The organism is Ruegeria sp. HKCCD7303 (assembly GCF_013111185.1).
Taxonomy (GTDB): domain Bacteria; phylum Pseudomonadota; class Alphaproteobacteria; order Rhodobacterales; family Rhodobacteraceae; genus Ruegeria.
Map to the genome: position 1 here is coordinate 514,630 of NZ_WVRE01000001.1, position 15,273 is coordinate 529,902.

Sequence of the window (15,273 nt, forward strand, 5' to 3'; positions counted from 1 at the left end):
TTTGGATACACACTGAGTCAACGACGCCGGAACCTCCATTGTGCCCACCCTCTTGAATTCACCCTCTTTGATGACCAAACGGGCACTGACGTTCGGCCTGGCGGTTCTGGGCACCAGTGTATTTTGGGCATTGAACTTGCCGCTGCCCTTCTTGTTTGGCCCTATGAGCGCGTGTCTGATTGCTGCTCTGGCTCATGCCCCCATGGAAGGGTTTGGGCAGGTCTCGGTTGCAGCGCGTACCATACTAGGCGTTGCGGTCGGGGCATCGATTACACCTGACTTGTTTGTGCAACTGCCCAAAATGGCCTCTTCGATTCTGTTGGTTCCATTCTTTATCCTGTTAATCGCGATGGTCGGTGTGCCGTTTTTCCGCAAAGTCTGGGGTTTTGACCCAAAAACCGCGTTTTACGCGGCAATGCCGGGTGGGCTTCAAGACATGATCATTTTCGGCACTGAAGCAGGGGCCAACCCGCGCACTTTGTCGCTGATACATGGAACGCGCGTTTTGATCATCGTCACCCTAGCCCCAGTATTCCTGACAGTTTTCTACGACGCGGACTTAACCAATCCCATAGGCCAGCCTGCGCGGGACCTCCCGATACACGAATTGGCACTTATGTTGGTCGCCGCTGTTATCGGTTGGAAGGGCGGCGAGCGCATCGGCCTGTTCGGGGCATCGATCTTGGGGCCAATGATCCTGACGGCAGCGCTGTCCCTTGGAGACTTCATCCACACCAGGCCGCCACGTGAGGCCATTTTAGCTGCGCAATTTTTTATTGGCTGTGCGATCGGTGTGAAATTTGTGGGGGTAACATGGACCGAACTTCGCCGTGTCGTGGCCGCGGGTTTCACGTATGTCATTGTGCTTGCCGTCCTTGCAGCGGTGTTCACCGCCTTAGTCACAACTTTAGGTCTTGGGCACCCTGTCGAAGCGTTTCTGGCATTCGCCCCCGGCGGGCAGGCCGAGATGACGGTTCTGGCTATTGTATCGGGCGCCGATCTGGGCTTTGTGATCACTCACCATCTGACAAGGATCGTTTTGGTCATCATCGGCGCACCAATCGCCGCCAATCTCATTTTGAAAGGGACACAGAACCGAGATTGATCGCGCGGAACAGCTTTGACCCGGGATTTGCGAGATAGGGGTCAATTCGTTCTGGACTCAAATCCCATCGCAGTGCTGGTCTACCTGGCGTAAATTTGAACCCATGGCTAAATGACGCTGTTCTTAACGTGTTGTTTGCGGTTTCTTGCTCAAAAAAACATGTGCAAACTTGGCAAGGCTGAACTATTTTTTTAATGCGGCGATGCTTCCTGGAATGATTAGGATCAAAAACAGTGAAATCTGAACACCGCCTATCTGCGCCTCAGCGCCACGAACTGCGCAATGTGCGGAACCAAGGCATCGCTTTTTTAGCGCTGGCGTTCCTGTTCAGCATCTTCGTTAATTTGCTGATGCTAACGGGTCCCCTGTTCATGTTGCAGGTATATGACCGGGTTTTGGGCTCGCGCGCGGTCGAGACTTTGACCGCTCTGTTTTTGCTCGTCGCCATGCTTTACGCGCTTATGGCGATGCTCGACTTTGCTCGTGGCCGTATCGTTGCGCGGTTTGGCGCACGGTTCCAATCCCAACTGGACGAGCGTGTGTTCGAAGCCACTATGCGTCGGTCCCTTGTTCCTCAGGTGCGCTCTGCCCCTGCAACCGCTTTGCGCGATCTGGAATCCATTCGAAACCTATGCTCGTCCCCGGTTCTTCTGGCAGTCATGGACCTTCCGTGGACGCCGGTCTTTTTAGGCGCGATTTTCCTGTTTCACCCACTGCTTGGATGGCTGGCCGTGGGCAGCGGTGTGGTGCTTGTGGCAATCGCCCTGCTCAATCAGGCGATGACCAGCAGGAAAGTTGCCGAGGCCCAGTCCGCAACTGCGCGGGCCAATGCCTTTTCCGAGCACGCCAGACAAGCGGCAGAAGTAGTACGTTCGCAAGGGATGCAGGCAGACGTCACAAAGCGGTGGCTGAAGCAGCGATCCGATGCCTTGACGCAGTCTGTCGCAGCAAGCGACTGGACTGGAAGTTTTACGTCACTTACCAAATCGTTACGGCTGTTTCTTCAATCAGCCATGCTGGCCTTGGGCGCATGGTTGGTGCTGCAAAACGAAATGACTCCCGGCGCGATGATTGCGGGATCGATCCTGCTTGGCCGCGCCCTGGCGCCTGTCGAACAAGCTGTAGGCCAGTGGAATGTTGTGGAACGCGCCCGAACGGCTTGGGTCTCATTGAACAGGTTTTTGGATCATACTCCGCCAGAAGAAAAGCGCATTCGTCTTCCCGTGCCGAAGGCGCAACTCGAAGCAAAATCCCTGACGGTGATACCTCCGGGGGCTTCAACTCCGACATTACGAAACGTAAACCTGAAGCTGGAACCCGGCAAAGCCTTGGGTGTCATCGGGAAAAGCGGATCAGGAAAGACAACACTGGCAAAGGCATTGCTGGGGCTTTGGCGACCTGCCGCCGGTGAAATCAGGTTGGGCGGTGCAACACTGGATCAATACGACCCAAACGATCTGGGCAGCCATATCGGTTACTTGCCGCAGCAGGTGACCCTGTTTAACGGAACGGTTGCTGAAAACATTGCCAGAATGTCCGAGAACCCGGATTCCGAGGCGGTTGTAGCAGCAGCCAAGAAAGCCAACGCGCATGAGTTGATTCTGTCTCTGGAAAAAGGTTACGGCACCTTTCTGGAAGGCAATGACAGCCAATTGTCCGGGGGACAGAAACAGCGGATCGCTCTGGCACGAGCGCTATATGGAAATCCCGTCCTTCTGATTTTGGATGAGCCGAACTCGGCACTGGACGCAGATGGAACCGATGCATTGAACACGGCGGTCCGCGGCCTGAAAGCCGCAGGCAAGTCAACAATCATCATGACGCACAGACCGCAGGCCATTTCAGAATGCGATGATCTGGCCGTTGTTGAAAAGGGCCAGGTAGTAAAGTTCGGCAGCCGAGACGAAGTCCTGAACGCGATGGTGCAGAACGCAGGCGCGATCAAGCGTAAGCTCAGCCCTGTAGGTGAATGATGGCGAAGAAACCAACGAAAAAACCAGAACAGGTCTGGAGCATGAAAATTCCTGCGCTGGTCGGATTTCTTGCGCTGTTCCTATTGGTGGGCGGATTGGGCTATTGGGCGGTCAAGACGCGCCTGGCCGGTGCTATTGTGTCCTCGGGGGTGATCGAAGTGCAAAGCAATCGGCAGGTCGTCGAACACCCTGACGGCGGCGTGGTCGGAGAAATTTTCGTACGCGACGGGGATGTGGTGTCTTCAGGCGACATGCTGCTGCGTCTGGACGATACCTTCCTTTCGTCCGAACAAACTATTGTCGAGGCGCAACTGTTCGAACTTTTAGTCCGGCGCGCCAGGTTAGAGGCAGAGCGGGATGGCCTGACACCTGCGGAACTGACAACCCAGCTCACCGAGGTTCAGAAAGAATACGGCATTGGGGCTGACCTGATTGCCGGGCAGCAGAACCTTTTCGAGGCCAGACTGGAAACGCTGTCCCGTCAGGATGAACAACTGCGCAAACAAGTTGTTCAAATCGAAAGCGAGATCGAAGGCACGCAGGCCCAACTGGTCTCTTTGCGGCGCCAGGTCGAATTGATCGAAGATGAACTGGAAGATCAGCAAAGCCTGTTGAACCGCGGACTGACACAAACCAGCCGTGTACTTGCGCTCCAACGGGAAGAAGCCAGCCTGAACGGTGAGATTGGCCGCCTGGAGGCCGCTGTCGCACGACTTCGAGGGCAGATCGCCTCGACCGAAATACAGATTGTCGAACTGACCGCAACCCGGCGGGAAGAGGCGATCACCACCTTGCGGGACGTCCAGGCACAGGTTGCCGAGCTGTCTGAACGCAGGCTGTCCTTGTCCGAGCGCCTGACCCGTCTGGACATTCGCGCCCCAGTTACCGGAAGAGTGTACGGAAGTCAGGTTTTTGCGTTGCAGTCGGTCGTGCAGCCGGGGGAACCGATGATGTATATTGTGCCTCAGGACACACCTTTGCTGGTGGCAGCCCGAGTGGACGCAATCCATGTTGATCAGTTGCATGTTGGTCAGCCAGTGGCTTTGCGGTTCCCCGCATTTAACCAGCGAGAAACACCTGAACTGGACGGGCAAGTATACAACGTCTCTGCTGATACGTTCACCGACGAACAATCAGGGTTTACGTTCTATCGCGCCGAAGTTGAGCTGAACGACGGGCAGATTGACCGGTTGAACGGGCAAGAGCTTTTGCCCGGCATGCCGGTAGAAGCGCTGATTAAAACCGACGAGCGTACACCGCTGTCTTATCTGGTCAAACCAATGGCTGACTATTTCAATCGCGCCTTCCGCGAATAAGGCAGGCGCCGCTAATTCTGGATCACTGCGCTTTCCCATTCCGCCAAAAATCTGCGGCGCTTCAATCTGTCCAAAAAAGTAAGCAGAGCGGGGTCCAAGCCAATCGTTTCACGCTCGGTCTCTGTATCATACGGTGCCAGAGGCGGCAGTGAAAAAGCGCCACGGCCTCTGTCTGACTGGCTTTCCACGAGGTGACGAACAAAAGACGAAGCCGCCTCGACCTCAGGCGTGCCTTTTAGAATCAACGCAGTTCGCATCATGGTGGTTTGGAAATCTGACGGTCGGATGATTTCCAGAACATCCTTGCTGCCCGCCCGTGCTGAAGCGTAACTGCCGAGTACGTTGTACGCTACAGCAATCTCTCCGCTGACAAGATCGTCAATCATATCGGCTGAACAACAATACAAGCGAACATCCAACCCGCCCATGACCTCCATCAGGCGCCAATAGGTCTCGGACGCGCGCGCATCCTGAGTTGCAAACAAATAACCCAGGCCGGATTGCCGGATATCATAGGTCCCTACCCTTCCCAGAAAATCGTCGGGATGCGCACGAAGTATTTCGATAAGCTGTTGGCGGGTTTCCGGAATGGGACCACCCGCAAAAGCCGCGCTATTTATCACAATCGTTGCCGGTTCGAACGTAAAGGCAAACAGACTTTGATGCCATTGCGCCCAAGCCGGTAGTTGGATGTTGTCAATCGCCTGCCCATATCCGTCATTTGCCAGTTTCAGTTGCAGGTCCATTGCACTGGAAATGACGATATCAAAATCGTCAGGGGCCGCGCGGACGACACGGTCGATATCTGCCGTGCCCGTCACCATGTAATCAATCGAGATACCTGGGTTTTCCTTGAGAAACGCGGCGATTAGCGGCTCGAAAAGAAAAGTGTCGGTGCTAGAAATCACCCGCAGGGATGTATGGCCGGCCTCTGCATTGAAAACCTGCCTGTCTTCCCAGACTTGCGCCAACCCAACCACAGGAAAGATAACCAGAATCAGAGCGATAATGTAACGCACGCGCCGCCCCCTTGCCGATTTGCCAATTCCAGCTCGCCGCCGTGGGCTGTTGCAACATCCTGCACGATGGTCAGACCCAAGCCGGAGCCGATGGTTCCGCTTGCGTTTTTGCCGCGTTCGAACCGGCGCGTCAGCGTGTCAATTTCGTTGGGCGGAAAACCGGGCCCGCGGTCTTTGACACGGATCTGAGCCGTGGGTGCCGACGTCACTTCAATGCGAACAGAACTGTCAGGCGGTGCATATTTCAAAGCATTGTCGATCATGTTTCGCACCGCATTCTGAATGAGGATCGGGTCCCCCGAATAATGAACCGTAGGGTCACCGCCCAGAGACAGCGAAAGGTCTTTCATTTCAGCAATGGGTGTCAAACGCTGAACCAAATCCCGGATCAATGTGACCAGATCGATCTCTTCCCGTTCAAGGTGATCCGCGCGGAACGTAATCATCGCGTGATCCAACAACTGTCCTGCCGCCCGCGAGCTTTCGTCAATGGCGCGCACCATCGAACGCAATGCTTCACGGTTTTCTTCCTTTTCTACCCTTTGCAATGTCGCATCGGCATAAGACCTGACTGTTGCCAATGGGGTTCGTACGCGGTGCGCCGCCTCGGCAATAAAGTCTTCGGATTGGCTCAGGGACTGATCGAGGCGCCCCATCAATGAGTTCAGCGAAGCCACCAATGGTGCCATTTCACGGGGCACGGGTTTCCTGAATGGGCTCAGATCCTGCGGACCTCGTCGGGTGACAGAGGTTGTCAGCCGGTTCAACTGCCCAATGGTCGACGATGTCGCCCAAAAGGACAAAGCGGCGGCAAGGCCAAAGAACCCTATCCCCAAGATTGCCGCATTGCGTGAGATTTGATCCAGGGTTTCCGCCAGCGCATCCTGTGTTTGCCCCAACACAATTTCGATGACGGTTTGCTTGTCCAACCCCACCAACGTTCGGTTGGCACTGACCTGACGGATGGTCTCGCCTCGAACCTGGCTTGATTCAAAGCGCCACCGGCCGTCATACTGCTCTGAGGACGGTAAAAGGTCTTCGTATCCAGACAGAAATTCTCCGTCTTGATAAATCGCATAAAAGACCCGGTCGTCGGACGGGGTACTCAGCATTGCGAAGGCGGCGTATGGAATATCAACCTCAAGCTCACCTTCGCGCAGGGCTACTGCATCAAGTATGGAGGTCACGGAGGCGCTCAGAATATTATCCTGCCCCTGTTGTGCAACCTGCGCGGCATAGTTTCGGACCGCGACAAAAAGCAGAAACGCAAGAAGTGCAGCACCCCCGATGAGTGTCAAAACCAATCGGTTCCGCAGCGACCCTGATACATTCGGGTCAAGAGGCATGATCCAGCCTGTATCCCAGACCACGAAGTGTTGTGATCTTCAATTCAGACGGCTCCAAATGCTTGCGCAAGCGACCCACATAGACCTCAATCGCGTTGTCCGAGACAGTGTCGTCATAAGAAAACAACCGATCCGTAAGTTTTTGCTTGGAAAACACCTGTCCGGGCGCGTTGATGAACAACTCCAGCAAGCGCAGTTCGCGGTTTCGCAGGGAAACGGTCTGTTCCCCGACAGTCAGGTGGCCAGCCAGTGGATCGAATACGATACCGCCCACTTCGATCCTTGTCTTCGCGTTCCCGGATTTGCGACGCAGAACGGCACGGCAACGCGCCTCAAGCTCGGCATGATCGAAGGGTTTGGTGACATAATCGTCTGCCCCCAGATCCAGCGAACCGATTCGATCCGACACCTGACTGCGGGCCGTCAGCACAATGACGGGCGTGTCCCGATTGCCTGCGCGATGCTGTTTTAAGAAGTCGCGTCCATCCCCGTCAGGCAGCATGATGTCCAGCAGGATCAGGTCATAATCCTGAGTTTCCACAAACCCCGTCGCATCATCCAAATTTGCCGCGTGATCAATTACATGCCCGTCTAACCTCATGCGGGAACAAATCGCACGTGCAAGGTCGGGACTGTCTTCAACAAGCAGGAACTTCATGGGGCTTTTGCACTATTTTTGACGCATGACAGGTTGATGTCAGGTTGATGTGTTTTTGTTCCGCCAATCTGAGCCGCGACGCGGCCGGTTGTCAAATGGGAGGACATCATGACGACATTCACACTGGGCCGCCGCGCCCTGATCGCAGCTGTGGCCGCAATTGGCCTGACAGGACCGGCTTTAGCAGATGGCCATCAGGTTGTGGACAGCATCCACTTTCTGATCCCCGGTGGCGCCGGCGGCGGCTGGGACGGCACTGCCCGTGGCACTGGCGAAGCACTGACCAATGCTGGCCTGGTCGGGACGGCATCTTACGAGAACATGTCCGGTGGCGGCGGCGGTAAAGCCATTGGCTATCTGATCGAAAACGCCGACAGTAATCACGGCACGCTGATGGTGAACTCAACTCCGATCGTAATCCGTTCACTGACCGGCGTATTTCCGCATAACTTCCGCGACCTGACTCTGGTCTCGGGCACCATCGGTGACTATGCCGCGATCGTTGTGGGCAAAGACAGCCCCATCAACTCCATGGATGACCTGCTTGCCGCTTTTGACGCCGATCCGGGCGGAACTGCGATTGGTGGCGGTTCGGTTCCCGGCGGTATGGACCATCTGGTGGCCGCGATGGTGATGGAAGCTGCGGGTAAGGACGCACTTGGGGTGAAATACATCCCTTACGATGCAGGCGGTAAAGCCATGGCGGCACTGCTGTCGGGCGAGATCGCGGCGCTGTCCACCGGTTTTTCAGAAGCCGTTGATCTGGCGAACGCGGGAGAAGTCAAAATCATCGGCGTGACGTCGGAAGAACGCGTCGATGCGGCGCCTGATGCGATGACCATGAAGGAACAAGGCATCGACACCACCTTCGTAAATTGGCGTGGCTTCTTTGCAGCCCCTGGACTGCCCGAAGACAAGCTGGCCGCCTATCAGGCCGCGATTGCCAAGATGTACGACACCCCGGAATGGGAAGAGGTTCGTGCGCGTAACGGTTGGGTGAACATCCACAACTCTGGCGACGACTTCCAGTCATTCCTGGAGCAGCAGGAACAGCAGATCGGCGATCTGATGAAAAAGCTGGGCTTCCTCTGAAACCACTACCGGCAGAGCGGGCCGCCGCTCTGCCATCCCCAACGACAAGAAAGGAGGGGGCCTCATGGCGCTGGATCGCTGGATCGCGCTCATTCTTCTGGGTGTGTGTTTAACATATGGCTACGCCGCTTGGTTCACGATGGATGGCGGCCTTCCCCCTTTCATGCAGAGAAACCCAATCTGGCCCAGCACCTTCCCAAAAGTGCTGTCGATTCTGGGTATCATCACCACCACGATCATTCTCTTGGGTTTCGAGAAGGCTGAACCAAAAGAAGCCGATATCGATTATCGGCGGTTGGGTGACTACCATCTTGATCAGGCGCTGATGCTCCTCGCTCTGATGGTGATCTACGCCCTCTGCCTGCGCCCTGTTGGGTTTCTGATCTCGACCTCGGCTTTCCTGATCCTGGGATCGTTCATTCTGGGTGAACGTAAGTGGCATATCATGCTTCCCGTCGCTTTCATCGCGACAGGTGCCGTCTGGTATCTGGTGCAGGAAGTTCTTGGCATCTACATGCGCCCCCTGCCGGGCATTTTCGGAGGCTGACATGCTTGAAGGACTTCTGATCGGCCTGCAAACGGCATTTTCACTTCAAAACCTGCTGATGGTCATCGCAGGATGTCTGATCGGTACATTCATCGGCATGCTTCCGGGCCTAGGCCCGATGTCGATTATCGCGATCATGATCCCGGTTGCGATTTCCATGGGTGACCCTTCAGCGGCGCTGATCCTGTTGGCCGGTGTCTACTATGGCGCCATCTTCGGCGGCTCAACTTCTTCGATCCTGCTCAATGCGCCGGGGGTCGCAGGCACGGTGGCCTCCAGCTTTGACGGCTATCCAATGGCCCGACAGGGCAAAGCGGGCAAAGCCCTGACCATCGCGGCCATCGCAAGTTTCGCGGGCGGCACTTTGGGCGCGGTCCTTTTGATGGTCTTCGCCCCTGCCCTGTCCTCCGTGGCCTTGCTGTTCCACTCCGCCGAGTATTTCGCGCTTATGGTGGTTGGCTTGTCGGCTATTGCAGCCTTTGCAGGTACAGGTCAGGTGGCGAAAGCTGTCATCATGACGGTTTTGGGCCTGATCATGGCCACTGTCGGCGAAGGTGCGTTGTTCAACCTACCGCGTTTCACCATGGGCATTATGGATCTGCAATCAGGCTTTGGCTTCATCACGCTTGCTATGGCCATGTTCGCTTTGCCCGAAGCACTTTTTCTAGTCCTCAAACCAAAGGACCTGAAAGGCGACGATGGTGAAATCAAGGACCTGCGGATCACCAAGGCCGAGGCCAAGGCCATAGCGCCAGTGGTCGGTCGTCAATCGGTTCAAGGGTTCTTCATCGGCGTTCTGCCCGGCGCAGGCGCAACCATTGCCAGCTTTCTGGGTTATGCGGTCGAGCGCAACATCGCGCCGAAAGAGGAGCAGGAAGAATTCGGCAAAGGGTCAATCAAAGGGCTGGCCGCACCCGAAACAGCGAACAACGCCGCGTGTACCGGTTCATTCGTGCCCCTACTGACGCTGGGCATTCCCGGCTCTGGTACGACGGCGATCCTGCTTGGCGCTTTGATCGCCTTGAACGTCACGCCCGGCCCGCGTCTGATGCTGGACGAGCCGCAGATTTTCTGGGCCGTGATCATGTCGATGTTCATCGGCAACCTCGTTCTGCTGGTGCTGAACCTGCCGCTGATCCCTTACATCGCCAAAGTTCTCTCGGTTCCACGCAACTATCTGATCCCCTTCATTTTGTTCTTCACTCTGATGGGGGCCTATATTGGCCAGAACAATGCGACTGAGCTTTTGATACTTGTTGGCTTCGGTGTCTGCGCCACAGCGTTGAAATTCGCCGATTACCCGCTGGCTCCATTGCTGATCGGTTTCATTCTCGGTGGGATGATGGAAGACAACTTTGCCCGTTCGATGCAGCTCTATGACGGCATTGCATTTATCTGGGAGCGTCCGATGACGCTGGGTCTGCTGGTTATCGCAGTGCTGCTGGTGCTTCTGCCAAGCTACCGTGCACGTCGCGCACGGGCACGGGCCGCGGGGGTCGCCGAAGGTGACTGAACCGCTGGAAGGAATACGGGTTCTAGATCTGACAAATGTCCTTGCGGGTCCGTATTGCTGCTATCAACTGGCGCTGATGGGTGCTGAAGTGATCAAGGTCGAACGCCCCGGTGGCGGCGACCTTGCCCGCGTTCTGGGCGCTGACCCCGACAGAAACAAAGCCGGCATGGGGATCAGTTTTCTGGCGCAAAACGCCGATAAGAAATCGGTAACGCTCGACATGAAATCGTCAAAAGGCAAGGCGTTGCTTAAACGGCTTGTAAAAACTGCTGATGTGCTGGTCGAAAACTTCCGGCCCGGTGTGATGGATCGGCTTGGTCTGGGCTACGACGTCTTGCGTAAGGTCAATCCAAACCTGATCTACTGCGCCATCACCGGGTTCGGTCAGGACGGCCCGCGACGGGACGATCCGGCCTATGATCAGATCGTTCAGGGCATCAGTGGCGTGATGTCCATCACCGGGGCACCGGACACTGCACCCTACCGCGTTGGCTACCCTTTGGCAGATACGGTCGGCGGGATGACGGCCGCCTTTGCCGTGTCTGCGGCGTTGAACGCGAAACCGCGTGGAACCTTTCTGGATGTTGCGATGTCCGAAGCCGTTGTTTCCACAATGGGTTGGGTCGTGTCGAATTTTTTAGTCGGCGGCGTCACACCCGCAGCGCATGGAAATGAAAACACAACGTCTGCCCCATCGGGGACGTTTGCGACGCTCGACAGCCCAATAAACATCGCTGCAAACCGAGATGAACAGTGGCAGGCCCTTACAAGACATCTGGGGCGGGACGATCTGCTAAACAACCCCGACTACGCAACCCGCGAAGACCGCAAACAAAACCGTCACGCCTTGCGCGACGCGCTGGAACAAACTCTGCGGACCAGAGCCGCAACCGACTGGGTTCGAGAACTTAATGCCATCGGCGTACCAACCGGGCAGGTTCTGACAGTGGCCGAAGCTCTTGCAGACGAACAACTTTCTGGGCGTGGCCTGATCGGGTCTGTGCGGGTTCAACGCGAAGATATGAAGCTTGCGGGCAGTCCCGTTGTCATGGACGGCGCGCGGCGCATGCCACAAAACGCACCACCTGAACTTGGAGCTGACAACAATGCGATCTGGTCTGAAATCGGATTGTCCGACGCAGAAATTGATGCGTTGAACAAGGAGGGGGTCATATGAGCGATGTTTCCGATTGGTGGACGACATCCATCATCGACATGGAGCCCGGCCGGATCGATATGCGCGGTGAGCCGATCCAGGACCTGATCGGAAATGTCAGTTTCTCGGAGATGATCTGGTTCATGGTGCGCGGGGATCGCCCCTCGGACGCGCAGGCCCGATTGTTCGAAGCAGCTTTGGTCGCGGCGGTGGACCACGGCCCTCAGGCACCATCGATTGCAACTGCACGCATGGCCGTGACTTGTGGCTCACCTCTCAACAACGCGATTGCAAGCGCCGTAAATATGTTGGGCGACATTCACGGCGGGGCTGGTGAGCAAGCCGTAACTCTCTACCATTTCGTTGCGGAACATCCCGGTCGCTTGGAACAGGCATTGGACGACTGGATTGAAAGCGAAGGAACGATACTGCCTGGTTTTGGCCACCGGTTTCACACCCCAACGGATCCGCGCGCTCCGCGTCTGATGACAATGGCTTCTCAAGCCGTAAAGGATCAAGCGTGTGATGGACGGTTTATGCGGATTGGCCAAGCGATCGAGGCAGAATTGGCACGGCGCAAAGGCAAGCCCGTTCCAATGAACATAGATGGCGCAACCGCGGTTATCTACGCCGAACTTGGTTTTGCGCCCCCGCTTGCGCGCGGTCTGTTCTGCCTATCCCGATCCGTCGGTATATTGGCCCATGCATGGGAACAGATGCAACAAGGGGGCAGGAACAAGGGACCGACACCACCCACCTATCGCTGGACCTATAAGCCGAAATGAACCGCCGCTACGCGGTTTTCAGATGTGGGCGACCGGCCAACAGGTCCGCTGCGGCGCGGGCAATCATCAGTTCTTCATTCGTCGGGATCGCCATGACCACAACGCGGGACAGATCCGTTGAGATGATCCGATCATTGTCCGCATTCGCATCCGGGTTCAGCTCGATCCCCAACCATCCCATTCCGGAACACACCCGGTCGCGCACCAGTCGCGAGTTTTCTCCGATCCCGCCGGTGAATACCAAGGCGTCTATACCGCCCAGAATGGCCGCCATCGCCCCGAGCTCCCGCCGAATACGGAATGTGAAGTAACTGATCGCCTGACGGCTTTCGGGCGTGTCCGCCTTTTCCAAGGTACGCATGTCGTTCGATAACCCCGAAAGGCCCAGCAAGCCTGACTTGCGGAACAGAAGGTCCGAGATTTCGTCGGCGCTTAACCCCTCCTGATCCATCAAGTACAGCACCACACCGGGATCAAGCTGTCCGCAACGCGACCCCATTGGCAGCCCATCCAAAGCCGAAAAACCCATGGTCGAGCCAACAGATCGCCCTCCGATCATTGCACACATTGATGCACCGTTGCCCAGATGGGCAACAACCACGCGACCTTCGTGCAACAACGGGGCCGTCTTGGCCATGTGGTCCGAGATGTATTCATAGCTCAGGCCATGAAAACCGTATCGACGAACGCCCTTCTCATAATACTCGCGTGGCAGGGCAAAAACGTCGTTCTCCCACGGGTGGTTACGGTGAAAGGCCGTGTCGAAACAGGCGATCTGGGCAGCGTTCGGAAACCGTTTCATCGCCGCCTTTGCCCCGGCCAGATTGTGCGGTTGGTGCAATGGCGCGAAGGGCGAAAGCTTGTCCAGCGCTTCAATGGAGGCTTCGGTCAGCGGCAGCGGTGCATCGATATTCGGACCACCGTGGACAACACGATGTCCAAATGCGGTCACCTCGCTGTTTGGAAATGAACGCGCCAGCAGATTCAACACCCAATCCAGGGCCGCGGCATGGTCATGGATTTCGCCCGCCGTGCCACTGGCCAAAACACTGCCATCAGATGACTTGGCTTTGACCAAAGGCTCCCCCTCGCCAATCCGCTCAACCGCCCCGGTGCAAACCATTATCGGATCGTCATTGGTCAACTCGAACAGACCAAATTTCATCGAAGACGATCCAGCGTTCAATGTCACGACATGTGTCATGCGTGTGCTCCGGTTTGCGACATAGTAAATGCATCGTGCAGCGCGGCTACAGCGCAGGACGCCAGCCGCGCCTTGTCGTCATCAGCTCGGCTGGTCAGAATGATGGGCGCTTTGGCCCCCATCACCACCCCTGCCCCTTCTGCATTCGCGATATAGGTCAGTTGCTTGGCCATCATGTTTCCGGCATCCAGATTGGGCACCACCAGAATATCTGTTTTGCCCGCAACGTCCGAGACTATTCCTTTAGATCGCGCAGCAGCGAGGCTGACGGCATTGTCCATGGCAAGGGGGCCATCAACCAACCCTCCTGTGATCTGACCGCGTTCCGCCATTTTCGACAGCAAGGCCGCATCCACCGAAGATCGAATAGCCGGATTGACAGTCTCGATAGCGGAAAGGATGCCCGCCCTGGGTTGTTCGATCCCCAGAGACAAGGCCAGATCGATCGCGTTTTGGACAATGTCTATCTTGGTTTCCAGGTCCGGTTCGATATTTATCGCCGCGTCTGTCACCAATAGCGGTCTGGGTTGCCCTGGCACGTCCATAACAAACACATGGGTAAACCGGCGTCCCGCGCGCAGGCCATTCTCGCGTCGCAGCGCGGCCTTCAACAGTTCATCCGTGTGCAGATGCCCTTTCATCAACGCCTTGGCCCGACCTGCAGCAACAAGATCAACCGCCGTATTGGCTGCGCTGAAATGGTCGCTCTGCGGTATGATCTCAAACTTATCGAGCGTAGCGCCTATTTCGGCGGCCGCGCTGGCGATTTTCTTGGGATCACCGATCAAAATAGGGGCAATGATCGTCTCGTGCGCGGCCAGCAGGGCACCACCCAAAGAATTCGGGTCCTCAGGGGCCACGACCGCCGTCGGCATGGGCGGCAGAGGGCGCACCTTATCCAACATGGCGTCAAAGTGCCGATGCCGTTTGACCACAAGCCCGGGCAATTCCAGTTCGGCAAACGCCAGCTCTTTGTCCGGTGCAACGACAACAGCTTGCCCAGTAACGATCACTGCGCTGTCGGATGGGCGTGTCACAGCTGTATCGAAAACAACTTCTCGGTTCGGTCGCTTTTCTGCAACCGTGACCCTGGACACAAGCTCATCACCCGCATGTGCCCGTTCAATAAAGTTAAAGTTCTGCGACTTGTAGAGCGTCCCTGCGCCCGGCAGAACGTTTCCCAGGACGGCAGAGATCAGAGCCCCCACAAACATGGCAGGCGCAACCGCTTCGTTGGTATGATCACCGTCGCCATCTTCACTTGCCAGATGGAGCGGATTGTGATTGCCGGAATTGTTCGCGAATACATAGAAGTCGTCGACAGAGCAGGTACGAACCAGCTCGGCAGTATCGCCGACCTGAAGCTTGTCATAAGGCTTGTTGTGATACTGCATGAACTTTCGATTCCGTTTCGGTCCGTGTCGCGGCGCTGTGAACTCTCTTGCTGATACTCAGTTTGGCGTTCAATGAAAACGATGCAACAACGCCGCCCGGTTTGGACGCCACTCTACCTTCAGAATGCAACGACTTGATGTCTGTGCGTCCTGAAACTAGGCACA

General features: G+C 56.3%; 13 protein-coding genes. 8 read left to right on the plus strand and 5 right to left on the minus strand.

The genetic code is table 11. From position 1 onward, the window contains the following. The first annotated feature begins 70 nt into the window (after window positions 1–70). The 3 genes from GS630_RS02155 (at window position 71) to GS630_RS02165 (ending at window position 4,394) form a co-directional block, all read left to right on the plus strand. Complete coding sequence (locus tag GS630_RS02155; protein WP_171238338.1) at window positions 71–1,105, plus strand: AbrB family transcriptional regulator; 1,035 nt, start codon at window positions 71–73, stop codon at window positions 1,103–1,105. A gap of 233 nt (window positions 1,106–1,338) precedes the next feature. Further along, window positions 1,339–3,078, plus strand: coding sequence for a type I secretion system permease/ATPase (locus tag GS630_RS02160; RefSeq protein WP_171177050.1), 1,740 nt, complete (start codon window positions 1,339–1,341; stop codon window positions 3,076–3,078). Window positions 3,079–3,119: 41 nt separating this feature from the next. Continuing rightward, window positions 3,120–4,394: an HlyD family type I secretion periplasmic adaptor subunit gene (locus tag GS630_RS02165; RefSeq protein WP_253282821.1), complete on the plus strand. Its 1,275-nt coding sequence runs from the start codon at window positions 3,120–3,122 to the stop codon at window positions 4,392–4,394. An 11-nt stretch (window positions 4,395–4,405) separates the two neighbouring features. On the opposite strand, the gene GS630_RS02170 is transcribed toward GS630_RS02165, so the two are convergent. From GS630_RS02170 to GS630_RS02180, 3 genes are read right to left on the minus strand one after another with little or no spacing between them, the layout of a single operon-like run. After that, window positions 4,406–5,413 (minus strand): ABC transporter substrate-binding protein, encoded by a 1,008-nt coding sequence (locus tag GS630_RS02170; RefSeq protein WP_171177053.1) that lies wholly within the window; start codon window positions 5,411–5,413, stop codon window positions 4,406–4,408. Further along, a complete protein-coding gene (locus tag GS630_RS02175; protein ID WP_171177057.1) occupies window positions 5,392–6,759 on the minus strand; it encodes a sensor histidine kinase in 1,368 nt (455 codons plus the stop codon). The genes GS630_RS02170 and GS630_RS02175 overlap by 22 nt, the downstream gene beginning before the upstream one ends. After that, window positions 6,749–7,417 carry a response regulator transcription factor gene (locus tag GS630_RS02180; protein ID WP_171177058.1) on the minus strand — a complete coding sequence of 223 codons (669 nt, stop codon included), beginning with the start codon at window positions 7,415–7,417 and terminating at the stop codon, window positions 6,749–6,751. Before GS630_RS02180 ends, GS630_RS02175 begins: the two co-directional genes overlap by 11 nt. A gap of 108 nt (window positions 7,418–7,525) precedes the next feature. Here GS630_RS02180 and GS630_RS02185 point away from each other — a divergent pair, with 108 nt between their 5' ends. From GS630_RS02185 to GS630_RS02205, 5 genes are all read left to right on the plus strand, one after another. Further along, window positions 7,526–8,509, plus strand: a complete 984-nt coding sequence (locus GS630_RS02185; protein ID WP_171177060.1) for a tripartite tricarboxylate transporter substrate binding protein — start codon at window positions 7,526–7,528, stop codon at window positions 8,507–8,509. Between the two features lie 64 nt (window positions 8,510–8,573). Continuing rightward, the gene (locus GS630_RS02190; protein ID WP_171621062.1) at window positions 8,574–9,056 is read left to right on the plus strand and encodes a tripartite tricarboxylate transporter TctB family protein; all 483 of its coding nucleotides are present in this window, start codon (window positions 8,574–8,576) and stop codon (window positions 9,054–9,056) included. A gap of 1 nt (window position 9,057) precedes the next feature. Then, a complete protein-coding gene (locus GS630_RS02195) occupies window positions 9,058–10,569 on the plus strand; it encodes a tripartite tricarboxylate transporter permease (RefSeq protein WP_171177064.1) in 1,512 nt (503 codons plus the stop codon). Continuing rightward, complete coding sequence (locus GS630_RS02200) at window positions 10,562–11,746, plus strand: CoA transferase (RefSeq protein WP_171621063.1); 1,185 nt, start codon at window positions 10,562–10,564, stop codon at window positions 11,744–11,746. Before GS630_RS02195 ends, GS630_RS02200 begins: the two co-directional genes overlap by 8 nt. After that, window positions 11,743–12,510, plus strand: coding sequence for a citryl-CoA lyase (locus GS630_RS02205; protein WP_171621064.1), 768 nt, complete (start codon window positions 11,743–11,745; stop codon window positions 12,508–12,510). The genes GS630_RS02200 and GS630_RS02205 overlap by 4 nt, the downstream gene beginning before the upstream one ends. A 7-nt stretch (window positions 12,511–12,517) precedes the next feature. Here the strand turns inward: GS630_RS02205 and GS630_RS02210 are convergent, their stop codons facing one another. Beyond that, complete coding sequence (locus tag GS630_RS02210) at window positions 12,518–13,714, minus strand: acetate/propionate family kinase (protein ID WP_171177070.1); 1,197 nt, start codon at window positions 13,712–13,714, stop codon at window positions 12,518–12,520. Further along, window positions 13,711–15,108, minus strand: coding sequence for a bifunctional enoyl-CoA hydratase/phosphate acetyltransferase (locus GS630_RS02215; RefSeq protein WP_171177073.1), 1,398 nt, complete (start codon window positions 15,106–15,108; stop codon window positions 13,711–13,713). The genes GS630_RS02210 and GS630_RS02215 overlap by 4 nt, the downstream gene beginning before the upstream one ends. Window positions 15,109–15,273: the final 165 nt, after the last annotated feature.

Bases quoted from the DNA above. Each gene is read 5' to 3' on its own strand.
- GS630_RS02165 (WP_253282821.1), top strand. From the start codon at position 3,120: ATGAAAATTCCTGCGCTGGTCGGATTTCTTGCGCTGTTCCTATTGGTG.
- GS630_RS02185 (WP_171177060.1), top strand. From the start codon at position 7,526: ATGACGACATTCACACTGGGCCGCCGCGCCCTGATCGCAGCTGTGGCC.
- GS630_RS02190 (WP_171621062.1), top strand. From the start codon at position 8,574: ATGGCGCTGGATCGCTGGATCGCGCTCATTCTTCTGGGTGTGTGTTTA.
- GS630_RS02205 (WP_171621064.1), top strand. From the start codon at position 11,743: ATGAGCGATGTTTCCGATTGGTGGACGACATCCATCATCGACATGGAG.
- GS630_RS02195 (WP_171177064.1), top strand. From the start codon at position 9,058: ATGCTTGAAGGACTTCTGATCGGCCTGCAAACGGCATTTTCACTTCAA.
- GS630_RS02155 (WP_171238338.1), top strand. From the start codon at position 71: ATGACCAAACGGGCACTGACGTTCGGCCTGGCGGTTCTGGGCACCAGT.
- GS630_RS02210 (WP_171177070.1), bottom strand. From the start codon at position 13,714: ATGACACATGTCGTGACATTGAACGCTGGATCGTCTTCGATGAAATTT.
- GS630_RS02175 (WP_171177057.1), bottom strand. From the start codon at position 6,759: ATGCCTCTTGACCCGAATGTATCAGGGTCGCTGCGGAACCGATTGGTT.
- GS630_RS02215 (WP_171177073.1), bottom strand. From the start codon at position 15,108: ATGCAGTATCACAACAAGCCTTATGACAAGCTTCAGGTCGGCGATACT.
- GS630_RS02180 (WP_171177058.1), bottom strand. From the start codon at position 7,417: ATGAAGTTCCTGCTTGTTGAAGACAGTCCCGACCTTGCACGTGCGATT.